The sequence below is a fragment of the Virgibacillus litoralis genome, assembly GCF_017873675.1.
In the GTDB taxonomy this organism is placed as follows: domain Bacteria; phylum Bacillota; class Bacilli; order Bacillales; family Amphibacillaceae; genus Lentibacillus; species Lentibacillus litoralis.
This window is the reverse complement of record NZ_JAGGKK010000017.1, coordinates 67,398-91,657: the sequence shown is the minus strand read 5'-3', so window position 1 is coordinate 91,657 and position 24,260 is coordinate 67,398. Positions and strand designations below refer to the sequence as shown.

19 protein-coding genes and 1 pseudogene are annotated in these 24,260 nt (G+C 36.7%); 5 read left to right on the top strand and 15 right to left on the bottom strand.

Annotation, left to right across the window (positions count from 1 at the left end; genetic code table 11):
* Window positions 1-334: 334 nt before the first annotated feature.
* Complete coding sequence (locus J2Z82_RS14740) at window positions 335-553, bottom strand: hypothetical protein (RefSeq protein ID WP_209481519.1); 219 nt, start codon at window positions 551-553, stop codon at window positions 335-337.
* A 327-nt stretch (window positions 554-880) separates the two neighbouring features.
* Here J2Z82_RS14740 and pdaB point away from each other — a divergent pair, with 327 nt between their 5' ends.
* Window positions 881-1,639 (top strand): polysaccharide deacetylase family sporulation protein PdaB, encoded by a 759-nt coding sequence (gene pdaB / locus J2Z82_RS14735; RefSeq protein ID WP_209481518.1) that lies wholly within the window; start codon window positions 881-883, stop codon window positions 1,637-1,639.
* Window positions 1,640-1,842: 203 nt separating this feature from the next.
* Here pdaB and J2Z82_RS14730 read toward each other — a convergent pair whose 3' ends face one another.
* The gene (locus tag J2Z82_RS14730; protein WP_209481517.1) at window positions 1,843-2,481 is read right to left on the bottom strand and encodes a KinB-signaling pathway activation protein; all 639 of its coding nucleotides are present in this window, start codon (window positions 2,479-2,481) and stop codon (window positions 1,843-1,845) included.
* A 130-nt stretch (window positions 2,482-2,611) separates the two neighbouring features.
* On the opposite strand from J2Z82_RS14730, the gene gerD reads away from it, so the two are divergent.
* Entirely contained in the window at window positions 2,612-3,286 is a 675-nt protein-coding gene (gene gerD, locus J2Z82_RS14725) for a spore germination lipoprotein GerD (RefSeq protein WP_209481516.1), read from the top strand.
* Between the two features lie 320 nt (window positions 3,287-3,606).
* Here the strand turns inward: gerD and J2Z82_RS14720 are convergent, their stop codons facing one another.
* On the bottom strand, window positions 3,607-4,665 hold the full coding sequence (locus J2Z82_RS14720; protein WP_209481515.1) for an Mrp/NBP35 family ATP-binding protein: 1,059 nt from the start codon (window positions 4,663-4,665) through the stop codon (window positions 3,607-3,609).
* A 132-nt stretch (window positions 4,666-4,797) separates the two neighbouring features.
* Complete coding sequence (gene cwlD / locus J2Z82_RS14715) at window positions 4,798-5,514, bottom strand: N-acetylmuramoyl-L-alanine amidase CwlD (protein WP_209481514.1); 717 nt, start codon at window positions 5,512-5,514, stop codon at window positions 4,798-4,800.
* A gap of 144 nt (window positions 5,515-5,658) precedes the next feature.
* Here cwlD and J2Z82_RS14710 point away from each other — a divergent pair, with 144 nt between their 5' ends.
* Both J2Z82_RS14710 and J2Z82_RS14705 read left to right on the top strand, forming a co-directional pair.
* Window positions 5,659-6,075: a DUF948 domain-containing protein gene (locus tag J2Z82_RS14710; protein WP_209481513.1), complete on the top strand. Its 417-nt coding sequence runs from the start codon at window positions 5,659-5,661 to the stop codon at window positions 6,073-6,075.
* 399 nt (window positions 6,076-6,474) lie between these two features.
* Window positions 6,475-7,203 carry an MOSC domain-containing protein gene (locus J2Z82_RS14705; RefSeq protein WP_209481512.1) on the top strand — a complete coding sequence of 243 codons (729 nt, stop codon included), beginning with the start codon at window positions 6,475-6,477 and terminating at the stop codon, window positions 7,201-7,203.
* Between the two features lie 180 nt (window positions 7,204-7,383).
* Here the strand turns inward: J2Z82_RS14705 and J2Z82_RS14700 are convergent, their stop codons facing one another.
* From J2Z82_RS14700 to J2Z82_RS14650, 11 genes and pseudogenes are all read right to left on the bottom strand, one after another.
* Window positions 7,384-7,719, bottom strand: a complete 336-nt coding sequence (locus J2Z82_RS14700; RefSeq protein WP_209481511.1) for a DUF948 domain-containing protein — start codon at window positions 7,717-7,719, stop codon at window positions 7,384-7,386.
* 424 nt (window positions 7,720-8,143) lie between these two features.
* Window positions 8,144-8,602 (bottom strand): DUF948 domain-containing protein, encoded by a 459-nt coding sequence (locus J2Z82_RS14695; RefSeq protein ID WP_209481510.1) that lies wholly within the window; start codon window positions 8,600-8,602, stop codon window positions 8,144-8,146.
* A gap of 54 nt (window positions 8,603-8,656) precedes the next feature.
* Window positions 8,657-9,880: an efflux RND transporter periplasmic adaptor subunit gene (locus tag J2Z82_RS14690; RefSeq protein WP_209481509.1), complete on the bottom strand. Its 1,224-nt coding sequence runs from the start codon at window positions 9,878-9,880 to the stop codon at window positions 8,657-8,659.
* Window positions 9,877-10,551: a hypothetical protein gene (locus tag J2Z82_RS14685; RefSeq protein WP_209481508.1), complete on the bottom strand. Its 675-nt coding sequence runs from the start codon at window positions 10,549-10,551 to the stop codon at window positions 9,877-9,879. The genes J2Z82_RS14690 and J2Z82_RS14685 overlap by 4 nt, the downstream gene beginning before the upstream one ends.
* 211 nt (window positions 10,552-10,762) lie before the next feature.
* Window positions 10,763-11,935, bottom strand: coding sequence for a GNAT family N-acetyltransferase (locus J2Z82_RS14680; protein ID WP_209481507.1), 1,173 nt, complete (start codon window positions 11,933-11,935; stop codon window positions 10,763-10,765).
* 353 nt (window positions 11,936-12,288) lie between these two features.
* The gene (locus J2Z82_RS14675) at window positions 12,289-14,196 is read right to left on the bottom strand and encodes an N-acetylmuramoyl-L-alanine amidase (protein ID WP_209481506.1); all 1,908 of its coding nucleotides are present in this window, start codon (window positions 14,194-14,196) and stop codon (window positions 12,289-12,291) included.
* Between the two features lie 307 nt (window positions 14,197-14,503).
* Window positions 14,504-14,569, bottom strand: a pseudogene (gene rpsI / locus J2Z82_RS14670) (30S ribosomal protein S9); the annotation flags it as partial.
* Between the two features lie 283 nt (window positions 14,570-14,852).
* Window positions 14,853-16,286, bottom strand: coding sequence for a restriction endonuclease subunit S (locus J2Z82_RS14665; protein WP_209481505.1), 1,434 nt, complete (start codon window positions 16,284-16,286; stop codon window positions 14,853-14,855).
* Window positions 16,287-16,317: 31 nt separating this feature from the next.
* Window positions 16,318-17,802 (bottom strand): class I SAM-dependent DNA methyltransferase, encoded by a 1,485-nt coding sequence (locus J2Z82_RS14660; RefSeq protein ID WP_209481504.1) that lies wholly within the window; start codon window positions 17,800-17,802, stop codon window positions 16,318-16,320.
* Window positions 17,803-17,805: 3 nt separating this feature from the next.
* Entirely contained in the window at window positions 17,806-21,042 is a 3,237-nt protein-coding gene (gene hsdR, locus J2Z82_RS14655; protein WP_209481503.1) for a type I restriction-modification system endonuclease, read from the bottom strand.
* Window positions 21,043-21,264: 222 nt separating this feature from the next.
* Window positions 21,265-22,179 (bottom strand): HNH endonuclease, encoded by a 915-nt coding sequence (locus J2Z82_RS14650; protein WP_245251729.1) that lies wholly within the window; start codon window positions 22,177-22,179, stop codon window positions 21,265-21,267.
* Window positions 22,180-22,423: 244 nt separating this feature from the next.
* Between J2Z82_RS14650 and J2Z82_RS14645 the strand changes: the two genes are divergently transcribed.
* The gene (locus J2Z82_RS14645) at window positions 22,424-24,208 is read left to right on the top strand and encodes a DNA/RNA helicase domain-containing protein (protein ID WP_209481502.1); all 1,785 of its coding nucleotides are present in this window, start codon (window positions 22,424-22,426) and stop codon (window positions 24,206-24,208) included.
* The last annotated feature ends 52 nt before the right edge of the window (window positions 24,209-24,260 follow it).

Here is a 24,260-nt window from a genome sequence, read left to right as displayed (position 1 = left end):
ATAATTGTCTTAGCTTTAATAATTGAAATCAGGGTTTAAAAGTTTAACTTTTAACCTGTTTTCTTGACATACTGGTTGTTTTGTTCAGTTTTCAAAGATCAATTTTTCCGTTTGTCGTTTTTTTGCGACAAGATATAATTTATCATGGCTGCAGATGATTGTCAATAACTTTTTTCAATGACTTTTTTTCCTCTGCATAATTTGTTGTTTTCTTAACTGACAACAAAAAATAATATAGCATAATATGTTGATAAGTTCAATAGAAAAACCAAAAAACCATAAATTAAATTAAATGATTTTTTGGCTGACTTAATTCCTAATTAGAAATAAAGTATTAATTGCCAGTGCGTTTGGGAATATATTTCATGCATTCCTGTTCATTCGCTACACGGCGGAATACGTTAAATAACACCTTGTACCTCTCCCTCATTGCACGTTTAACCATATTATCTATACGATGGTCCTCTAAATCCATTAATAATTCTTCTAACTCCCGTTTTACGAGATATTCTATTTCTTTTTGCTCTCCATCATTAATTAACAAACCTAACATTGTATACACCTAACCTTCTTTATCTAATCAGTAATTACTGTTTATGACAGTATATTTCCATATTGAAAGTGAAGTTCTCGCTTTTCTTACTTATTAATAGCCGTTCGTTTTAATTATCGAAATCCGTCGGTTACTATTTTTAGAACCCAAGATACAAACAAAAATACCCATACAAATATTATGTGTAGAATTACTATTCCCCATATTTATGTATTTTCATCCCTTTTTCGCGACTTTTTTATCTTTCCTTATTACCAAACAACAGCTTGTTCATATTATAGACTGTCATTCATAGAATAAAGTAAGGATATTGAGAGGGATGATATTATGGATCATTTTTATGTTGTACGATTTAATAAATGGAAACGCTGGTTAATTGTTTTTATTTTCGCTTTATTTACTGCTACATTTTTATGGTTTGAAAGTGAAGGTGCTCTTTCTCTATTTTCAGAGGATGAAACGGTAGCTTTAACAAAAGGGAATGCCAATGAATCTAATATAGCATTAACCTTTAATATCAGTTGGGGCGAGGACAAAGTCCATGCTATCTTAAAGCAGTTAGACCAAAAACAAGTACAAGCAACCTTCTTTGTAAGCGGGGAATGGGCAGAACGTCATCCTGAAATATTAGAGAAGATAACTGAAGCAGAGCACGAAGTAGGAATGCTTGGATACCGTTATGAAAATTATTTGGATCAAGAAATTGATCAAGTACGCGATGATCTATTACACGCAAAAGAAGTATTTGGGAAAATTGGCTATAAGGATATAGAAATGTTACGTCCACCAAGCGGAAAGTTTAACAAAGAAATCATTGAACTTGCTGAACAATTAGGTTTTACAGTAATACATTGGAATGTTAACCCTAGTGACTGGAAAAATCCGGGCACCAAAAAAATTGAGAACACCGTAATGAAACAAACATCAAATGGCGATATCATATTGATGCATGCATCAGATTCCGTTAAGCAGACGGCTGATTCGCTAAAAACAATTTTACCTGGATTGAAGAATAAGGGCTTCCAGTTTGTCACTATATCTGAACTGGTTAACCAGGCACATGCAAAATCAAAAATTGTGGAATAAAGACAAAGCGTAGGCATCTGCACGGGGCGGGTTAAAGTTAACGCGAAAAGGATAAACAAGAGCATAATCTGCTATGGTATTCTGCTAATGTCGAACTATTATTGTAAACGCAGGGCTAGAACTAAACATTGCAGATCCGGAAGTTCAATTATCTAACTTAAAAAGCCCTAATATGCCTTTGGCACATTAGGACAAAATAAACGTTATGCTTTATTCGAACTAACCTTTGAGTTAATTTTTTCTTTACCTTTTGAATCACTATTGGTTAATCGATGTAATACAAGCAATTGATATGTATTACATGCAAGTAATGTAATAATCATTAGCCATGCATAATCAGTTCCACTTGTACGCAGACCTGGAACCCATTCGATAGTTGTCATAACGACCATTAAGAATAATGCCGGAATAAAAGCCCGCTGGTTCGTCTCGCGTGCTTTTATTTTAGCTATAATCCATCCATACCCCAGTACTGCTGCCGCCATTAAGATAAACCAAAATAACGAAACATCGCCACCAACTGCATTATATGGAAAATAAATTAAATCAAATACAACAAATGCAATTAGTAATACCTGAACAGTTGGCCAAAATGTCCGAAACAGGCTTAGGCCAAATTGGTTAATGAATAAATAAACAAAAAAACCGGTCTGACTTATAATACTAAATAATAACCCTAATCCTGTGAAATAAATAATTAACCCCGTTAGCTCCATAAAATCAAATGGATTTAAAAAATTGGTATATAATGAAGCCTTCACAAAAAAGCTGGTGATTAGCCCTACAATCCCACCTATCAGTAACGTCTTTAAAAATAATCCTACCCACTTACGACTATTCAATCCTATTTCCTCCTACAACTATGTTGAGCATCCAGTCATATTTTATCATGAACGTTGTCTTTTTTCCTCCATGAAGAATATTTTTTTGTCTCATAACTCATATTAAATATGAGAGGAAGGAGGATCATAAATGTTTCGTATGATTTTAACTTCATTAATAATTTTATCCATCATTTTCATTTCCGCATGTAATGGAGGAGGAGCTTCTGGAAAAGAAGCTGATTATGATGCTACGAAAAAAATGGTGGTTGATATATTACAGACAGAAGATGGAAAGAAAGCACTTAGAGAAATATTAGCTGATGAAAAATTAAAGCAACAACTTGTGATTGAATCTGAAGTTGTTAAAAAATCAATAAATGAAGTACTTGTTTCCGAAAAAGGAAAAGAAATGTGGAAAAAACTATTTGAAGACCCTGAATTTGTTAAGAGTTATGCCAAGTCAATATCTGAAGAACAAAAAAAGCTAATGAAGAATTTAATGAGCGATTCAGAATATCAGAAACAAATGCTTGAACTTATGCAAAATCCTCAGATTAGCGAACAAATGCTAAGTGTCATGAAAGGTCAAGAGTTCCGCAAGCATTTAGAAGAGACCGTTCAACAAACCTTGCAAACACCACTTTTCCAAGCAAAAATATCCGAAATATTACTAAAAGCAGCAGAAGAGAAAAGTAAGCAGGAAAGCGGCCAGCAATCAGGTGGAGAAGGCGGCGGTTCCGGTGGTGGCTCTGGAGGATCAGGTGGAGGCGGTTCTGGTGGAGGTTCTGGAGGCTCAGGTGGAGGTTCTGGAGGATCCGGTTAATATTTGGAACAAATGTGGAAGCGCCTGATCAGCGCCACATGGACTGTGCTCAGCGCTGCGGGTGGGTCGACGTTGCCGCGCAATGCGGCGATCTTAGTCGATCTTCCTTTCCCCTGAGATTAGATGAACTTGACTTATCGCCAGTGATGGCGAAAGTCAAGATGAATCTTGTGCTTGGAAAGCGAAAAAGATACACGAAGAGCGTAAACAATTCGATGTTGACTTATAGACACCGGGAGGGGAGTCCAGTATTCACAGCATTTAAATTTTATAATTCCAAATAATTAAAAAAAGAGGTGACACACGCCACCTCTAATTTTTTATTCTTCTATTTTTGCTACGATTTTTGAAGCAATTTTGTGATATTCTTTTCCAATTGGATGGTCCTGCTGGTATACAGATGGAGCAAACTCATCCTCTTCTTCATATGGCTGCTGTAAAGGTAATTGGCCAAGCACCTGCGTTTTTAGCACCTCGGCAAGTTTTTTACCGCCACCTTTACCAAAAACATATTCTTTCTCGCCTGTTTTTTTACTTTCAAAATAGGCCATGTTTTCCACAACGCCTAAGATTTCATGATCTGTTTTTAATGCCATTTGACCAGCTCGCGCTGCCACAAATGCTGCAGTTGGATGTGGTGTCGAGACAATTAGCTCTTTACACGTTGGAAGCAATTCATGGACATCCATTGCAATATCACCGGTTCCTGGTGGTAAATCAAGTAGCAAGTAGTCTAAATCGCCCCACTCTACTTCTTTAAAAAAGCTGTTTAGCATTTTACCAAGCATTGGTCCGCGCCAAATGATTGGAGAGTTGTCCTCCACAAAGAAGCCCATGGAAATAACCTGAACTCCAAACCGCTCAACCGGAATAATTTTCTCGGCACGAACTGCAGGTCTTTCTTCAATTCCCATCATATCTGGAACACTAAAGCCGTATATGTCTGCATCGATAATACCTACTTTTTTACCTAGGCGCATTAAGGACATAGCTAAGTTAACCGTAACGGTCGATTTACCTACACCGCCTTTACCACTAGCAACAGCGATAAAGTTAGGTTGTTTACCTCCGCCCATTAAAGTTTTTTCCTGTTCTGCTTCAGCAGCAGGCTGGAACTTTTCAATGGTTTCGTCAGGCAACTTTTCAAAACGTAAGCCGACAGTTGTTGCTCCATTCTTTTTCAGAATGCCAACAATCTCTTGCTGTAGCTGCATCTGTTCACCAGTATTCGTCTTTCCAATACCGATTTTCACACTGACATGCTTCTTTTCCTCTTTGATTGTAATTTCTTTTACACCATCTGTTTCTTCAAGCGTTCTATGTAAAAATGGATCCTTAACAGGGTGAAGTAGTTCCTTTACTTCTTCTTGTGATAACACGTTAGTCACCATCCCTTTCCTAGAGTCGTTATATATACAAAATAATATCATTTTATTTGCACACAACGCTAGTATAACACAAATCACGTAAAATCTAAGTGATATGTATCATAGGATGTTCTGACTAATTCGTTACTTTTTTTCAGGTTCTTCTGTAACATAACGGAGAATTCCCTCATAAATACTTCCGGCAATTTTCCGCTGGTAGGAATCTTTCTTCAGATGTTCGCGCTCATGCTCGTTTGATAAAAATCCAATCTCAACAAGTGAACCAGGAACTTCAGCATATTTTAAAAGATATACACCATTTATTGGCAAAGGCTTCCGTGTAGTATTCTCCAAATTTCGAATAATTTCAGATTGAATCATTGTGGCTAAATGCTTACTCTTATCATATTTTGAGTAGTAAAATGTCTGCGCACCACTCCATTTATTGGATGGCAATGCATTTAAATGAAGCGTAACAAAAAAGTCAGCTTCTTTATCGTGGATGAATTTAAGGCGCTTTCTTATATCTTCTGCCTTTCGCCTCGACAATCCTTTTGTCTCTTCTTTCGCAAGATCTTTATCTTTTTCACGCGTTAAATAAACAAGAGCACCTGATTGTTGCAGGAAGTCCTGTGTTTTTTTGGCAACAGCAAGCGCAATATCTTTTTCCAACGTCTCATCCTTTCCAACCGCTCCACCATCTACACCACCATGACCTGGGTCGATAACTATTGTTTTACCCGAAAGAGGTAATGACCATGTTTCCCAAGTGGTTTCCGTTTTTTGAATTGGATATTGAATAAGAAAGGCCAAAATGACAAAACCTACTCCCCAGGTAAACACCTTCCCAAATCGTCCCATAACATTCGCTCCTTATTTATTCTACTTCAACTATTGTATGGGACAAGATTGTTGATTATGATTAAACATAATGGCCAGTTTAATCAAAACACAGCAGTGGTAATAAAAAAGTAGTGAATCTTGTTCTCGGAAGGAGGCAAACACATGGATTGGCTTGGAATTGGAGTACTGATTATTGGAATCGCATTTCTCGCATTCGTCGTAATGTTAATTAAGCCGCTAAAAAATTTATCGGGTGTATTTTCAAGCTTGAGGTCAACAACAGATGCCCTGCCGCAGCAAGTTGCTGATATAACGTCTGGTGCAAAAGATACGCTCACCACTGGAAGGGAAACGATACAACAACTAAATAATCAAATGAGCGAATTAAGCCCGATTTTTACGATCTTAGGAGACGTTGGAGAAACAACAAATAAACTATCATCATCAATGGTTGATATCACAAAGGAAATGAAAGACAACACCGAGGAAGGCAGCACATTTATTGAACGAAAAAACCTTGAAGGATTATATGGTGCAATAACTCTAGGATATTATGCATTTCAACGAAGGAATCCTTAACGATAGCAACAGATGTGAAATGACCATCAACTTATATGCTAAGTTGATGGTCATTTTTTGGTGTAAACGTGTATTTTGTTAGAAAACTTGGCTTATCGCCAAGCCTTAATATAGATAAGCCTTAGTTGCACTTATGCAGTAAGAAAGGATTTATACTTTTTTATCTGCGAACAATAGCCAGTGCCCGCTTGATTTTTGAATATCTATGTTAAAATAACTACAAAGATTGTGAACGATTATTTTTTAGAAAACTTGGCTTATCGTCAAGCTTTAATATAGATAAGCCTTAGTTGCGCTTATGCAGTAAGAAAGTAACTGCTAAACAAAGACTAACAGGCAGAGTTGAAAAGTCCTCTGTTAAGCTTATAGTGGGTTAAAAATTATATAGGAGTGAATGAAATGCTAATCGGTCATATGAAAGAAATTGTCCGTCATCCAGTAAAATCTTTTTCCGGGGAAAGTGTACAAAAATCCAAAATAATGGATTATGGTTTATATGGAGACCGCGGCCATGCTTATTTAGATGAATCAAAAAAAGAAAATTTCTTAACAATAACACAGTTCCCAGAAATGGTTCGATATAAAGCAAGATATGCAGGAGAAGAATTGCTGGACGAATATCCGGGAGTAGAAGTCATAACACCTCAAGGCAAGATTTATGATTGGGAAGATGAAGAATTAATTAAAGAAATGGAAAACAAATCGAACCGAAAAATTTCTACTATTGAATATCCCCCTTCTCACGTGCCTATTGGACCAATTGCAGTTGAAAACATTCAGCTTGTAACGGATGCTTCAATAGATAGTCTGAAAGAAATGTGGGGTAAAGCCGAGGTTGACTTTCGACGGTTTCGTCCTAATTTATTTATTTCATTAAAAGACAAAATACCGTTTATTGAAGAAGAATGGATTGGCAGACGTATGAAAATAGGAAGTGACGTAGAAATTGAATTAGTAGGACATTGTAAAAGGTGCATGATTATTACTGTTAATCCTGATAATGCTGAAAGAGATTCAAGTCTGCATAAGACGGTTATAAAGGAAAGAAAAAATAATTTTGGCGTTTATGCTACTGTGATAAAAACAGGTGATATTCATGTGGATGATGAAGTTCATCTACTTGATTAACTTTTATTAAACAATTTAGATCTAATAAATACTCCCCATCAGGTGACCAAATGGGGAGCACATCGTTTGGTATAACTATTAAGTTTACATACGCTACTGAGTATAGATTTTCAATGGATTCGATGTCGTAACCCCAGAGTTGAACGGAACCCGTTACAACAATAGGTGACTTCCTGTCTTCTAATTCTCTTCTTCCGTTTTCTTTTTTCTCGATACATTAAAGTTTGCTAATGGTGTGGTCAGTTTTCTCGACATCTCTCCAACATCTTCCACAATATAAAATAAAGGGCTTAACGTTCTTAGCTTTTCATTAACATCGGAAAGCGTACTGTTCGTATGATTGATAAGATTCCCGGTTTCTTTAAAAATATCGTTAAGCTGATTCGGTAGATGCTCTACTGTTTTCTCTACTCCACGCAGTACGTGGGCTAAATTATTCAAAGTCCATGATAAATAAACAGCTAAAACTAAAAAAGCAATTCCTATTAATAATACACCTATTCCTACTAAAGTCATTGTTATCCCTCATCTCATTATTTTTGGCTCTTTTTATCAGTTTTGTTTCTTTTTAATCTTCGCAATTGATATAAAATGCGATGAATAATTGCAGTGCATGACATGATCTCGCTACGGTTGGTTTTGCTCACTTTATCCTGTAAATTAAACAATGCTTGTTGTGACATTGCTTCTTAGCCCCCAGGGAACACTACAGCCTTTAATTAAGAAGTCTCTACCAGTCGAGGGAGGCAGGATACGAACTCCTATGGGAACAGCACGTTCCGAATACCCCGCAAGAAACGTTTTTAACGTCACTAGGAGGCTGAGGTCATGCCCGTGGCTAAGAAGACACTACGAGAGCGATAGCTGGTGCATATGTCCCCATTGTACCCGGAGCGGTAAAAGCGAAGTATGCTGCCGGAACGAATCGAAGGACTCAGCCTTATTTTTTTACCGGTAAATTTTCTTCTTGAGCGATTAATTCATTCTTATCATTTCGATGTTTCCACTTCTTAGCTATCCGATATGCTACTTCACCCCATCTTATGCTTTCCGCAATTCGATTCATTGATTGAGATGATGTATATTCAGGTAGTTTTTTTGCTTGTTGAGCCAACATTTCACTTGATGAATTTAAAGTAGAACCTACATTCTCCAGCGATTTAAATACATTGTCAGTTGCCTTGATCTTATCATCAAAATCATCGACCATCTTTTCAGTTTCATGTAACGTGTTTCTTATTTCAGGCGTGATATAATGGAATTTCTCTTCTACTTCTCCTAAGGTTTCGCTCAGTGTTTCCATGGTGCTTGATACACGTTTTAACACGAAGGAAATATAGATAACTATTAAGGCAAATGCCAATGCAAACAATAAAACTCCTACATAGACTAATTCCATTTGGATATGTACCCTCCTTTAAAAAGGTTTACCACTAGCAGGTTGCACTAAAACTTATCTTGATAACAACCCAACAACAAAATATTTTTCCCAATTCACATTATCATATTTCCCTAAACGTTTCCATTTTATGTTATCCAGTTTCAATGGCGTAATAAAAGTTGCTGCTTCTCGAAATTGTGAATGTTCAGCTTCAGCTACCCATTCACTAGAGTTTGCTCCTTTTGTCACCTCAACTATATCATCCATGTAAATCCCTGTTTGGACTTTTTGCTCATGTATGGTTCCTTCAGTCGTCATTTTCCACAAACTTTTATCAAAAAGATTTTCTTTCAGAACAGCTGTTGCACCTAGCGATTTATTAGTTGTAATAGTTAGACTTGCATGTAAACCCGGCAATAATTGTTCCGTTTCAGCATCCTCAGAAAAGCTTACATCAAACGGATAGATACTTGTTCCATGAACATTTACTGTTTTGGGTGTATCATTAATCTCGCCTAGGTTCCCTTTTAGTAATGCTCCATTTTCTCTAATAGACACTTCTACAGGCATTTCCCTTTCAGCTTCCATCCGCTCGGCTTCCGTAAATTCGCCCTCTGCTTGGAGCTGCATATCACGAATGGTAATAACTGGATTATTTAAGGCTTTGGATATTTTAGTTACCTGCCCTTTATATGAACTTTCCACTGTAACAGTATCTCCAGTCGATTCAAGGTCCGATAACTGCGCCTGAATGTTTTGCAGTTGCGCATTCTTCTGATCAAGCTCTTTTTCCTTTTCTGCTAGATATTGTTCTTTCATATAGTTAGCAGTTACAGAATTGCTCGTAATATCGAGGTTGCTATTTTCATCCTCATATTCAGCCGTTAAATCAGTTTCTGGTATTTGATAAAAGGAAATAGAATCTATTGCTTGCTCGATTGCACTAACTTGATCGGTAAGTTTGGTTCTTTCATTTTCAAGATAGGATTTTGTTTCATAATAATCCTCTACGTCATATGTGAATAAGCCATCACCAACATCTACTTGTGCACCCTCATCAACTAAAAACTCCTGAAAGCTGCCTCTGTCTTCATCAAAGTATACATTTTTCTCATTTACTGTGGCTAAAACACCTGAAGTTTCAATTTTTTCAAACATATCCTTTTCAAAAGTTTCCGACCATTTTTCGATATAAGATAAGCGTGCCACTTTTTCTTCATCGTCTAAATATACAAGCAAACTATTGACTGCAATAAATAGAATCACTAATGTCCAAATAAGCTTCCTGCGACTCATTCAAACCACCCACTTATCATATGAATATCCATAAAAGCTAACGCAGCCACAACAGCCCAGTAGATAATATGTAAAAAGGTGACACTAAACCATATCCAGCGTTTTCTAACTGGCGCCATATAACTTAGGAACTTTACCTGAAACCAAATGATCCAGAGCTGGAAAAGTGAAATAGCTCCAAAGAAAAATACAACCCAAGGTATATCAGTGAAATAGGATGCTATGACCCCAAACGATAGTGGTGAAACGAACCAATCCAAGCCGAAATAAACCACTAATGGTATCCAAATAACTCGTTCAATCAGTAAAACCAAAAGAACGACTTCCTGCATGATTAATAGTTTTTGATAAGGTATTCCTGTAATTAAGTAAAATAAATAGGATGGTACAAATAAAACCAACAGTGCAAACACAATTGCAAAACCAATCCTACCAAGAATAAACCAGAATTTACTTTCCTCGTATTCTAGCAGATTAAATGCTGTTGCATTTCCTGAAATAATATCCGACCCGATGCCTAAAATAGCCATCCAAGCGTATACAATCGCACAAAACAACACGAGCAGTGAAACAATTTTCCACAGATTTTTCAGCGTTTCTGTTTTATGAACACGATATAAATGATCATCTAGTGGAAAGAGAAACTTTAGTATGTTAACCGGATAGATCATATACGACATTCCTTTTCATGTTCTATTATATTTCTATGTCTATCTATTTTAACGTAATATACTAAAATATCCCACTTTTAAATATTTTCTGTTTAGAAAACCTTCCTAAAACCCCTTATACTTTAGAGTGCAAATTTTTTGCTTGTTATAGTTGTATTTATTTTAAGAAAGTCTTCTTAACTGCCAAAAGCAGGGATTAATTCCCTATTCATTAAAAGAAATCCGGAAAAAAGGTTTGTCGCTTTGGAATTATGCTATCCAGCTGCTCAATTTGTTCATAATTACCACGGACTAAACCAAGATGAAACAGTTCCATTGGACGTTTATATCCTAGCAGCATAGAAGTAAGATACTGAATGGTGCAATGGATTCCCTCGTGATCACCCTGATCCCCATAAAATAAATGCGTCACTTCTGTTTCATTGCCGATTTGTCTTAGTTGGTAAACCCCGCTATTTTCAGGAAGAAAGGAATCTACCACATGTAATGAAATTGATTGTGCGCCACCATCATGAAATGCATATTGTTTTAGGAATTCCAACACATCCACGATACGTGCCATGAAAAAGGGTTCCGTCTTTTGATCAAATCGTGGCTCATCGATTAAAAGAGGCAGATTATCATTTTCAGGTACAACCATCTCTACAGTGTCAGCCATCGAATCATGATTTGCGATAAACTGGATCAGCAGCTTTTGAGCATTTAAGGAGTTATATACCAGTTCATGGACGGTTACTTTTTCTTCCTTTACTTTATATAGAATATAACCTTCCGCTTGATCATTTTCATCATAAGCGATTGCCTTATGCCAATCTCCCTTAAGCACACGTTGTTCCCACCATTTCTCGTCACGGACAAGCGTACCGTTAAATTGTTTAGCATATTCGGTATAAATCTTATGGAGAACGGATATTTCAGTATCCACACGTTGTATATATCCATTAGCTCCCCAATTACGTTTCAACTTCTCCAGGGGGATTGTGTATTTTTTTTCTGAGAAAATGTGTTCCCAGCCATACTTTCGATAAAAGGAAAAAGAAAATGGATGAAGAAATGACACGACTTCACCCTGTTCTTTCATATGTTTAAGTGCATGGTGAAGCAAATGTTTCACAGAACCTTGCCTGCGGTATTCCGGCCATGTTGCAATAGAGCTGATCCCGCCCATCTCAAACGCTTTGCCATTAATATAACAGGACAGTGGAATGAGGTGGAGTTTTGCTGCCAGCTGGTCATTCTCCATCCATCCCCAAATAGTATGTCGCTTTGCTTCCTCCTGCTTTTTTAGTAAAGCTTCTTCAGATAAATCATATTGAAAGGCGTATTGCGACAGCGAGAAAATCTTATCAAAGTCCTTATCAGTTAAGGTTTTAATCTTGTTCAATGATTTGTCCTCCCCTACCTATATTCATACATTCATAATACTAGAATTTTACAGTAAGCTCTATTAAAAAATAAAAACTTTAGAAAACTTGGTATTCATGAAAGGTTTATTTTACTTACTCAGAACCCCTTATACATTGGAGCATTTTGCTTCTTCCCAAAGAATTAAATTTTTCATTGGATATAATTCATGTTTTCTAACTCTATTTTTCCATCAACTAAATGTCCAGTATTAATGAAAGGAATACCATCATCATGTTATTAATTCAATATTAAAAAACGCCTACATCCCTGAGGGTATAGGCGCTTAACATAAAAGCATCAACACATATTCTAATTACTGAACCCTTCTAGTTAAGGATTCACTACTTCAACATCACTCTTTTTAACAAATCCAAGCCGGTGATTAAAGAAAATTTGATAATATTCTTCATCACCTATCACCACTTGGTTCGTTTCCGGATCGTTAAAATACTTTGCATGGTAATAAGTTGATTGAAACGGTCCTGTGGCTATATAGAATTGTCCTTCAGAAATTTGGTATAGTGTTTCAGTGTTTCCTTGTGCCCACTCTTCTATTCCTGTTTCGTCATAGGCAGCGACTTCAGGATAAGCACCCCCATAAACAGGAATTGACCCCATTCCTTCCTTAGGTTTAATTACAATTCCGTTCCCTGGAGAAGCGTTTTTATTGTTTGGATTAAAAAACCACGCCTTCTGACCACCGTAATAAACTGCGGTCCAATCTCCCTCTTCGTCAACTTTATAATAATTTTGCCCAATAGCAGCCTTGTTCCCCCAATCATTAATACGGTTGGTTCCACTATTGCTAAGAAGTGGATCACTGATTAGCGGAGCCTCAAAACTAGGTTCAGTGTATAGCTGTATAAAACTCGATGATTGAGGCTCCAGTACTTCTGAGCCGTGTGTGAATGTCGGCTTATTTGTATTGTAATTAGGATTTATCGTTATAATGTCGCTGTCTTTGCTGCCATCACTTGAGTTAATTGGTTCTCCCAAAAGATCAAAGAAGTGCGACCAATTCCAATAAGCACCTGGGTCCCAGTGCATTGCTCCCTGTCTGGCTTCTGTTAATCCCGGAACTTCGTCATGCCCAATTATATGCTGGCGATTAAGTGGAATGTCATATTTTTCTGCTAAATATTTTACCAATTTTACAGATGAGCGATACATTTGCTCACTATACCAATCTGTCCCTTCAACCGCAAATCCTTCATGCTCCAAGCCAATGGAGTGCGCATTAAAATACCAATTACCTGCATGCCAACCTGCATCTTCATTACTCAACATCTGTGTAATGGCCCCTGTTTCTGAGTCAAGAACATAATGAGCGCTTACGTAAGATCTGTTTCGAAAGTGATTAATCGCTGATTCGGCACTGCCTTCAATATCATGAATGATTATATATCGGATATCTAGACCATCATCAGGGCGATTCGCGATGTCATAGTTCCCATAATTACCAGGACTACTAGAGAATTGCTCATAAAGTGCAGGAATAAATGTACATTCTAGACCGTTTGGACAATCAGCACCTGTCTTTTTGGCATTTCGTAGCGGAATATTTTTTGCAGTGTCTTTATTTGGCTCAACATTTTTCGCCTTTAATTTTACTTCTTGTCCATTAATTGTTACTCTCTCTGCCCCCTCTTGAAGCGTGTTATAAACATCATCTGCAAACCCTTGGGCAACAGTTTTAATATCAGAACCACTGTATTTTACAACTGCTCCATACCAATCAGATAGATCAGATGGGGTTTCTCCGACTGTTTCCTTTGCATACATTGCAAGAAGGGCTGCTCCCCCACGAATATTTTGTTCGGGATCATTTTTTAATACTTCCAAATCCACATTGAGCAATTGAGCTGCTTTGTCCAGTGTGTTAACGGAATCATTATCGTCTGTAGAGGCTTCAATTTGTTCCTCATTCTTACCGCTAGCATCTTGATTCCCATCAAGATGCACCAGGTTCATAAGACCGTAGCCACCTACTTCACTATGACCTTCATGATGATCCCATCGCGATTGATTATATGATACTGCCATCAAAACACTTTGCGGAACTCCAAATTCCTTAGCTGCCTTTTCGAACACTTCCTGTAGATCAACTGAATCTACTGTAGCTGCAACAGTTTCTCTTTCTTCATCATGGTTAAAGAAACCTAATGAAACGAACAATAAACTAAGTCCCAATACAATAGCGAAAGATAATTTTAAAAATATTCTGGATCCAAACGTCATTATAATCCCTCCTCTTTTTTATTTAATATAAGTTTCTATTAAACATTAAGGTAATCCTTCTAAACAATAGGAAAATAAACCAATTTGCCTATGAAATCACACATTAACTGCGATGAAATAGGGTTAAAGTACTTTCCGTGTAATAAAATAGGAGTTTTATTATAAGCGCCCTGTCACTCCTCGAATTTTGAGCAATCCGTTGTAGATGTTCAAGTTATTTCGAGCTGTTATTTTTAAGGCTAACAACTTTCATATAAAAAAAAGACCCCCAACCAATAATGGTTGAGAGCCTTTGAATGTAAATATATTAACGTTTTGAGAACTGTGGTGCACGACGAGCGCCTTTAAGACCGTATTTCTTACGTTCTTTCATGTATGTATTCAATATGAAGAAAGGCGGAATAATATAATCGCTGATCTACAAGGTTTAGTCCACTATTATGAAATAGAAATAAAACGATATATAATACTCTTTTATATGTTCCGTGGTCAAAATGTGGTCAGAAATAAAATGGTGACAATATACTTAAATTTGCCACCATTCTTACCACATTATTATAAATTAGAGCGACAAAAATTCTCCCTAACATTCTATCTCAACCCCTTGAGCTAGCAAAATGTTAGCATTCGTTAGCAAGAAAAAATTAATAAATTAATTATTGTATTTGTTCTTGAAGTACTTCTTTCAATAATTTAATTGAACTTTCTTCTGTAGGATCATTCGTTCCAAGTTCACCACGAAAGGCTTTATAAAGTATACTGTTTGATAATTGAATGATCCTCCTTTCAGCATTCAAATAATTTAATGCCTTCTGTTCCTTTTGTATCAGAAATTCAATTTTATTCACTATATACTGTTGCTCTTCTAGACTCGGTATTGCTATCGGTAAACCCCTGAGTTGGTTTAAATTAATACCGCTTTGCGCTACACCTTTGGTAATTTTCTTGAAAAAGTTCTGTACCAATGGTGATTGTAAATAGTATTCTAAAAAACACTGAGAAATAGTCCTGTTAATTGGAATGATTGCAATTTCTCTTGAAACATTATATCCAATCATACCCACTGTCGATCTTGCTATATAACCTACGGAACCCCTTATTGAAATTAAAACCTCATACCCTTTTAATCTAGAACGTGGGTACTTTTCTTCAATTTCTGGAGTTACTTTTTTCAGCGCCTCTATATTAATAATGTCTGTTTTTAAGTCTCCAGCTCTGAACGTTGGAATACCATCTTTTGTGTCAGCCCCAGTTTGGACAATACCATAACAAATATCTCTAGTCTCCTCCAATATATCTGTTAGAGGATGTATTTCCCAATGATCCGGAACTAAAGTCTTTAAATGACTTTTAAATTCTTCAGTTTTTCCATCATCCTTTATAGATCCTTTAGATTCATTAATATTGAGTTTCGAAGTATTAAAGCTTGAACTATTACTAAACTCCCCACGAAAAGCCTTATCCAAAATAGCCGCTCGACGAAGTTCAAAAGTTTCCTTTGCTTCATCAATTAATTGTTTTGCATCATCAATTTTACTTAAAAGACGTTCAACTTTGTTAGCAATTCGTTTTTGTTCGTTGATTGGTGGTAAAGGTATTTTTAAATCCTGAATTCTATGGATGGCTAATTTTGGTTGAGAAGTGGCTTTAATTGCTGAATTTATCTGGGAATTAACAACTTTTGAATCCAATGCATTATAAAGAAAAGTTTTATCAGTACACCGTATGTTAGTAATTTTAGCAGCATTTTCAGTTAAATTAGCACCATCCAAACTACTTGGTATTAATCCAACTTTTCCAATAGTCCCAGCGATTGATATATAAACATCTTCACTTGCTATAGTATATCTTGATATATTTGCGTGTGTTTCCTTGGTAATATACTTAATATCGTTTTCATCAATTGAACCGTTCTTAAAATCAGCCACTCGCAGATATGGATGATCAGTTTTAACTGCTACTAACGCGTCACCCTTTGGCAACCTTTTTCCACCTTTAACATCAGCTAAGTTTTTTATATTAGTCCAAACCCAATTATCCGGCACTTTATAAGGTTGCTCTTCCTCAGGAACCAACGCTTCTTCTAACAATTCATCAATTGATTTCTGTTGCTTAGCCCTCTTACTCATTGCCAGTCACCTCAGCAGTTTCAGCAACTTTACTCTTTTCACCTGTAGTACCTACATTGTTAGTACCATTTTCAACTTCACGAAGCTCTGTTACTACCTCATTTAATAACCCAACTGCCTGTTCCAACTTCGCAATCGCTTCTTCTGCTGAATCAATTGGCTCTGGTAAGTTTTCGTAAACAGACAGAGATTCGTCTGCTATTAAGCCGATATCTAAGCTGTTATCCTTTTTCTGAATTTCATCTCGAGTAAAGACATTAAAGCGATCATCTTTTACACTTGCTCGGTCTTCTGATTCATACGCTTTTACAAATGGTTCAAAGTGCTTTTCATTTAAAGGAGTTCGCTTTCCAAACTTCGGCATATTTGTTCTTAGATCATACACCCAAATATCTTCTGTATTGTTTTTATCTGTGGTACCGCGAGTAAAGAATAGAACATTCGTTTTTACACCTTGTGCATAGAAAATACCCGTTGGTAAACGTAATATCGTATGTAAGTTGCATTTATCCATTAAGTCTTCACGGATTTTCGCGCCGGTTCCGCTTTCGAACAGAACGTTATCCGGTAAAATGACCGCAGCACGCGCTTCTCCATTCGGCTTTAACGCACGATATATATGCTGCAGGAAGTTTAACTGTTTGTTCGTTGTTGCAAATGTCAAGTCATCACGCGTCGGACGTTCCCCCCCTTGCTTTGTTCCAAAGGGAGGATTGGTCATGATCACATCATAGTTTTTCATGCTTTTGCCTACTTCTGATAGGGTGTCACCTAAAGTAATTTCCCCTTGAATGTCATGCAGCATGGCATTCATTAATGCTAGGCGGTGCGTATCTTTTACGAGTTCGACACCTGTGAAAGCTTTGTTCTTTTGGAACTCTGCTTCTTTTTCACCTAAATCAAAATAGTCATCTGTTTGTTGACGAACATGGCGATCGGCTGCAATCATGAAACCAAACGTTCCTGCCGCCGGGTCATTACAACGCTCTCCAGGCTGCGGATTGACTAGTTTAACAATCTCATCAATCAGAACACGTGGTGTGAAGTATTGTCCCGCTCCAGACTTGGTTTCGCTTGCGTTTTTTTCTAATAAGCCCTCGTACAGGTCTCCAAGTCCTTCTTCTTTCGCACTATACCAATCCAGTTCCTCTATAGAACGTACAATCTTCTCAAGATTTTTGGGTTCATCGATATTTGTTTTTGCATTCGTATAAATTTGCTGTAAAACTTCATTTCCTTCATTCGCTAAATCAATTAATAGTGTCTGGTAATGTTTTTTTAGTTCAAGACCATGAATGTTTATCAGTGAATCCCAGCGATATTCTTCTGGAATCGCCCCTTCATTGTCTGTTTCCTTCATCATTTTCAAAAATAACAAGTATGTTAATTCCGTTACATATTGATGATAGGTAATACCGTCATCGCGTAACACGTTACATAAATTCCAAAGCTTCTGTACAATCTGTTGGTTGCCCATTTTTTATGCTTGCTCCTTTTCATCGTATAATGCATAGTTGATTTTACCCACAATGTCATCCAATTGTCCCTCAAATATCTTGTTTAACTGTTTATAGCCACCACGGCTTTTGAATGGCTCTACATTAAATGCCTTTTCTGGATCTGGGTCTAAGACCGATTCTTTCAACAGCTGCTTCTCAATCCGTTCCAACCATGATTTTTGCAGTTTTGGCCATGCTTTTATCGAGTAGATTTTTTTCATGGCATTTTTAATTCGCTCTTCATGATCGACGAGTGGATCCCCTAATGCTTGCTGACGAACAAAACTAATAATGTCAGCAGCAATGTCTTCATTTTTTGCATCGCGCCAGGCTGTTTGTAAGCCTTTCTCGGTAAACCCTTTTTGATCGAGGGCGATTCTTAGCTCCCTTAATTGGCCACGTGTTAATTCTTTCGGACGGGTACAAACGACTTTAAGGGCTGGCAGTAAGTTCATGTTCTCTTCAATAAACTGATTAAAGCTTTGCAAATAATCTTCAGGCTGAGTGGCATTACCATAGCCACGGGTGACCTCTTTTATTTCATCCTTATGGGTGGAAATATACTGAAAAACAGGTCTTCCCCTGTTTTCATCTAAATACTGCAGAATATTTTTATTCGACTTCAGTTTTTCTACAACCTCTTTTGGCTTTGATTCCTTAACCCAGTCAACGAATTCATTGACTGATTTGCCGCCTGAAATCGCCTTGAAATTCTCATGATCCTCTTCCTGCCACCGCTGCTTTCTTCGCTGGATTTTTGCAATTAACTCTTCTTTATGCTGTTTTTGCTGGCTTTGATCGTCAAGTTGTTCCAACTCATCAACCAATTGTTCTACCGTTACTTTTGGACTTTTCACGACAGGTTTCATAGCGGTATAAGGTTTTAATGATTCATAAATACCTACCGCATCATAAATTGAGAAATGGTCCTTGCCAATGTCATCATCACGTCTTGTTGCCCGGCCCAACATTTGCTCATAAAGAATACGGGAGCGGACTCTTCGTAAAAAGACGAGGTTCGTGATTGGTGGTACATCAATCCCTGTTGTTAATAAATCTACCGTTACAACAACGTTTGGCAACCGCTCATTCTTAAACAGTCTTATCGCCTGTGATGGATTTTTGACAGATCCAGTAATCTTCATCACCGCATTATCATCAATCGATCCATGTATTTCCTCCAATTCTTCTTTAAACATTCGAACAACCATATCTGCATGGTCATCGGTTGCTGCAAAAATCAATGTTTTTCCAAGGCTCGCAGGATCAATATATTTGGCTAGTTCTGCTAAAATCACTCGGTTGAAATTTTCGGTAATCACCGTTTTATTGAAGTTTGTAACTTCCACATTCACTTCATCTTCCAGAAGTTCTGTTTCAATCTCACCAGTCCGTGTATTATAAAGGTCCACCGTCTCACCAACAGACCATCGAATCCCAGAATTCTTCAGCACCGTTTCGAATTGATATGGTGGCTCGTGGTCAATCAGATACCCATCAATGACCGCTTCACGGTATGAATAAGTAAACACCGGTTTACCAAAGATATCAACCGTGTGGAGAGCAGGTGTCGCTGTTAGCCCGATTTTCGTTGCATCGAAAAACTCTAGCACTTGCCGGTATTTACTGACATACTCCTGATGATCCCGAAACAGTTCTTCTACTTCGGACATCTCTTTGTCCAATGTATAGCCTCGGTGGGCTTCATCGACAATGATGCAATCATATTGGTCCACTGTCGGTGTGTTCTCATCGGAATCAGAATAAAGTAATCGCTTCAGCATCCCTTGTACGGTAGCGATTTGTACTTTCGTTTCCTGATTCGGTCTCACATCGTCTAATGACTGAAGTTCAAATATCTCCGTGAACGAGTGGAAATTTTCCAGTTTGGAGTCCTTAAACGCAGCTTCCGCTTGTTCACCTAATGCGGTTCGGTCGACTAAAAACAGAATACGTTTAAAACGGTTATGTTTTATAAGACGATATATCAGACCAATCGCCATTCTCGTCTTACCTGTTCCAGTCGCCATAGCAAGCAATATCTCACGTTGTTCATTTTCAACGGCGCTTTCAACAGCTTTGATCGCATCATTTTGATATGGTCTTAAATTTAGATAATCTAATGTTTCATCCCGGAGTTTTTTATTGGCTTTCTCTACATCGAGTTTTATTAAGTCTTTCAAACCCTGGGGAGAGTACCACGCTTTAAGCGGTCTTGGGTGATTGGTTGGCTTCCTTGCATCTAAAAACCAAATACCTGATTTCTCTTCAAACTGCTTCATATATGGTCGCCCATTTGTAGCAAATAAAAAGGGTACAAAGTAATCACCATATGGTTCATGAATCTCTTCATCACCACGCTGGCTTACCAATCTGGCATAGTTTTTAGCCTGTTCAATATCTGACAGGATGTTTTTACTTAACCTTTTCGCTTCGATGATCCCAACGAACTCTAAACCAACGAACAAAGCATAATCGGCATAACCTGTTTTTAGGGGCCACTCAGCAATAGCTATATTTTTACGTTTATCAGGACGAACACCTTTACCATAACGTAGTTCTTCCGTATCTGCTTCCCAACCAGCATCACGCAATTGCTCATCAATAATGACTCGTGTTTCCTCTTCTGTCAGGTTGAGTCGACTCCCAAATGTCCGTGCATCCTTTTTACGCTTCAGTTTTTTCTCATCTGGTATATATAATTGCTCTTGGCGTAACTTCTCTAGTTCTTTCTCTAGTTCTTTCATCTTTTCTTCATATGTAGCCGATAGTTTATTTAGTTCTTCCTCGTCTACTTTAGTGGTAGGCGCTAATTTTTTATAAGCTGGTTCTTGAAAATCCCATTCGCCGTATACTTCCATAAACCAAACTGCTAAACGGAAGGCCATATGTGATAATGCCTCGGCTTCCTTTTGTGTACCGTAACCTTCATGCATCGCTTTATTACCTTTTTTTCTAATCGTATGAAGAATGTCATCCAATTCTTGTGTAATCAAGTCGTCTCTTCTTAATGCTTGTATTCGGTCTGTTTGTCTCGCATCATATGTTTCATTTATTTCTTCGTACGCTAAGACAAACTTTGTTAACGTTTCAGCGAATACTCTAAGTTTCATCAAGGATGTGTTTGGATCTATAAAGACGTTACTTTCTGCAGTTTCACCTAGATTTGCTAAGATGCCCCACTTATCTGAAAGAAAATAAAAATTGCTTTTATCCATGATACACACCCCCTAATATAATAGCTATAATTTCATTATAAACATTATAAGGATGTGAGTCGAATGTTCTATAGTGTAATCATACGAACTTCATCCTTAATAGAAAGGCCACCCTACTTCAACTGAATCGATTTCATGTTGGTTTAAATATTCATTAACCTCATTAAAATATTCTTCGCTTTCAATAGTAACCTAAAAATTCTCTCCTTTGCTTATTAAAGCTTATTTATTAAAAATCTCTTTTAAATGCCATTCTAAGAAGTCTACCCTAGGCGGAGAACTTTTTGGGTATTTTATTTTCTTACCTTCAAATGGCTTTAGTTGATCATACAATTCCTTGTCTCTTTTTATCTGGGACGCTAGGATTACTTTATAATCATTTGATATACCTATATACCCTTTATCAAAGGCTTTATCTACCAACACAGAAAGGCAAATTCCATTTTGAGGATCAAGTCTATGACTTTTATTTTCAGACCAAGGAATGATATGTGATCCTACTAAAAAACTTCTTGTAGATATATCTGTAATTGCACATCTATATCCATAGTTCAGCTTTACTTGATCTGCAAAAACTTTTTGTCCAAATCGAACTTTTTGTTCCGACTTGTGGTCTTCAACATAATAATTGTTATTTTGCTGCTGCTGTATTAATTTTATTTCTTCATCATAATTATGTGTTTGTTCTTCACCATTTTCAAAGGCCAAATTTAATATCCCTTTAAAGTCATCTTTCACTATATGGTTCATGCCATATTGATTAAAAAAATGTCCCCATGAAGAACCACGTTGTTTAAAATGCCATTGATAATGTTCTAGGTCTTGAGGTAGTAGCCTTTTTTCAAAAGAAACGGGCTTTCCAATATACCCTCTACACCTATCCTCTCCAATATCCTCTATCCGTTCAATTTTTCCAGCACCAAAAAAATAGAATTTACCTTTTAATTCAGAAGCTTTTCCTGGGCGCCTATAAAGAAATAAATCTCCTTCTTTTACTCGATTAAATTTGCTTGGTGACCAGTCATATGATTTGAAATCGACATCACCATGATCACCTGTGTTTCCTTTCGTATCTAGAATAAAATAACTTGTATTTGCATTATGCAATTCTTTATTGAAATAATTTGTTATCTCCATAATGATCCACTCACCTTCCCGTTTTTCCTCGTCTAGTCTAGAGCTGAATGTAAATAAACTTATATAGCATTCCTAACCTCATAACAAGTCTCTACCATAGAATGTATTTAACAATAAAATTGACATTATATACAAATATTTAAAAATCAAACAATTTAGAATAATACTAACAAATTTTACCTTATTATAAAACTCTTTCCATATAAAATGATATAATATTACTTAAAAGGGGAGAGGCGTAACTATGAATAGATGTGGGTGGTATGGAAATACCGAAGAATTTACTGGACTTGATTTTGAATATTTTATATCAAACATGAAAGACTTTATAAATGATCCTAGTGAAGAACAGATTAATGCGTGGGTAGATTGCTTTCACTTTCTACAAAACGTATTTAAACAAGTACAAAGCGAAATCGATTGTTTGAATTGGGGATTGATTTTTGAATATGAGCTACCTAGGGAAGGTGGAAGACGACCAGATGTTTTGTTGTTAATACCAGGTAGAATAGTTGTATTAGAATTTAAAATGAAAAACATGAGTACTTCTTCTGACGTTGAGCAATTAACTGGGTATTTACGTGACTTAAGAGGATACCATAACACTATTAACAAGTTTAACTTACAGGTATCTGGTTCTCTTGTTATTACTAAAGCTAAACAACAAGATAGAATTATAGCCATGAAAAACAAGGAAATTTATAGAATTACAGACGAGGTTAATTTAGGTAAATTATTGATGAAATACGATAATATTGAGGGTTATCAAATTTCATGCGAACAGTTTTTGACCGGTAAATACGAGCCATTACCAACGATTCTTGAAGCGGCTAGCCTAATTATGAAGAATGAAGAGCTCCCCAATATACGTAAAGTTAATAACACAAATATACCATTAGCTCTAAGGGAGATTAAACAAGTAATACAAATAGCGAAGGAAACTAAAACTCATCACCTTGTGCTTATAGCAGGTGTTCCTGGAGCAGGCAAAACATTAATAGGACTACAATTAGCTCATGAAGAAAAAGAAGCGATATACCTTTCAGGGAATGGTCCTCTTGTAAATGTATTGCAGGATTACCTTAACGACCGAACACTTGTACAAGCTCTGTATAATTATAAAAGAGAATTTTTAAGTTATGGCAACGTCCCACCTGAGCATATTGTTGTTTTTGATGAAGCTCAACGGGCTTGGGATTCAGAAAAGATGAACAAACCATTTTCAGAGCCTGAATTAATAATTGAAATGGCTAAGAAACAAAAGGAATGGTCTGTAGTTGTTGCTTTAATAGGTCAAGGACAAGAAATTCACACTGGGGAAGAAAGCGGGTTGAAATTGTGGAATCAAGCAATTGCAAATGGATCATGGTTTGTTCATTCAGACAATCGATTGAACGGATACTTTCCAAATGCCCAAGAGCATTATTCGAAATCATTTTTAAACCTCAATAACACCCTGCGTAACCACGCTTCAATTGAATGGCACTCATGGGTAGAAAATTTATTTAAGTCTAATTTTGATAGTGTAAAACCAATAACGCCAAGATTAATGTCTAATGGTATTAACCTTTATGTGTCTCGTAACCTTAAAGCAATAAAAAACTTAGTAAGTAAAACATATAGCGGTACTAATAAACAATATGGTTATTTAGTTTCATCTAAGGGATATCAAAAGAGTCCCCTTCCTACCGTAAATAAGAAAAATGAATATGTATCCTATTTTAATCATCCTAATTCACCTTTTTATTCTTCACGCTTAAATTACGCTGCAACCGAATTTCAAACACAAGGTCTTGAGTTAGATCTAGGTATCCTTTGTTGGGGCTATGATCTACAATTCGTAAATGACAAATGGGTAAATTCACACCAAGATAATCGATTAAAAGATCCTTTTCAAATTAGAATAAATAGTTATCGTGTACTATTAACACGTGGTAGAGATGGAACCATAATTTATATACCTGATGACCGGAAATTAGATAGTATCCATAACCTTTTCTTATCTCTGGGGGTAATAGAACTATATTAAAGATACAGTTCACTATATTTATATATTGTTATGAGGCTAGTTATGTCCTGTC

What these genes read in the sequence shown, in the direction of transcription:
- hsdR (WP_209481503.1), bottom strand. Translation starts at nt 21,042, where the DNA reads ATGGATAAAAGCAATTTTTATTTTCTTTCAGATAAGTGGGGCATCTTA.
- J2Z82_RS14690 (WP_209481509.1), bottom strand. Translation starts at nt 9,880, where the DNA reads ATGAGTCGCAGGAAGCTTATTTGGACATTAGTGATTCTATTTATTGCA.
- J2Z82_RS14710 (WP_209481513.1), top strand. Translation starts at nt 5,659, where the DNA reads ATGGATTGGCTTGGAATTGGAGTACTGATTATTGGAATCGCATTTCTC.
- J2Z82_RS14660 (WP_209481504.1), bottom strand. Translation starts at nt 17,802, where the DNA reads ATGGGCAACCAACAGATTGTACAGAAGCTTTGGAATTTATGTAACGTG.
- J2Z82_RS14740 (WP_209481519.1), bottom strand. Translation starts at nt 553, where the DNA reads ATGTTAGGTTTGTTAATTAATGATGGAGAGCAAAAAGAAATAGAATAT.
- J2Z82_RS14650 (WP_245251729.1), bottom strand. Translation starts at nt 22,179, where the DNA reads ATGGAGATAACAAATTATTTCAATAAAGAATTGCATAATGCAAATACA.
- J2Z82_RS14695 (WP_209481510.1), bottom strand. Translation starts at nt 8,602, where the DNA reads ATGGAATTAGTCTATGTAGGAGTTTTATTGTTTGCATTGGCATTTGCC.
- pdaB (WP_209481518.1), top strand. Translation starts at nt 881, where the DNA reads ATGGATCATTTTTATGTTGTACGATTTAATAAATGGAAACGCTGGTTA.
- cwlD (WP_209481514.1), bottom strand. Translation starts at nt 5,514, where the DNA reads ATGGGACGATTTGGGAAGGTGTTTACCTGGGGAGTAGGTTTTGTCATT.
- J2Z82_RS14705 (WP_209481512.1), top strand. Translation starts at nt 6,475, where the DNA reads ATGCTAATCGGTCATATGAAAGAAATTGTCCGTCATCCAGTAAAATCT.
- J2Z82_RS14685 (WP_209481508.1), bottom strand. Translation starts at nt 10,551, where the DNA reads ATGATCTATCCGGTTAACATACTAAAGTTTCTCTTTCCACTAGATGAT.
- J2Z82_RS14700 (WP_209481511.1), bottom strand. Translation starts at nt 7,719, where the DNA reads ATGACTTTAGTAGGAATAGGTGTATTATTAATAGGAATTGCTTTTTTA.
- gerD (WP_209481516.1), top strand. Translation starts at nt 2,612, where the DNA reads ATGTTTCGTATGATTTTAACTTCATTAATAATTTTATCCATCATTTTC.
- J2Z82_RS14645 (WP_209481502.1), top strand. Translation starts at nt 22,424, where the DNA reads ATGAATAGATGTGGGTGGTATGGAAATACCGAAGAATTTACTGGACTT.
- J2Z82_RS14675 (WP_209481506.1), bottom strand. Translation starts at nt 14,196, where the DNA reads ATGACGTTTGGATCCAGAATATTTTTAAAATTATCTTTCGCTATTGTA.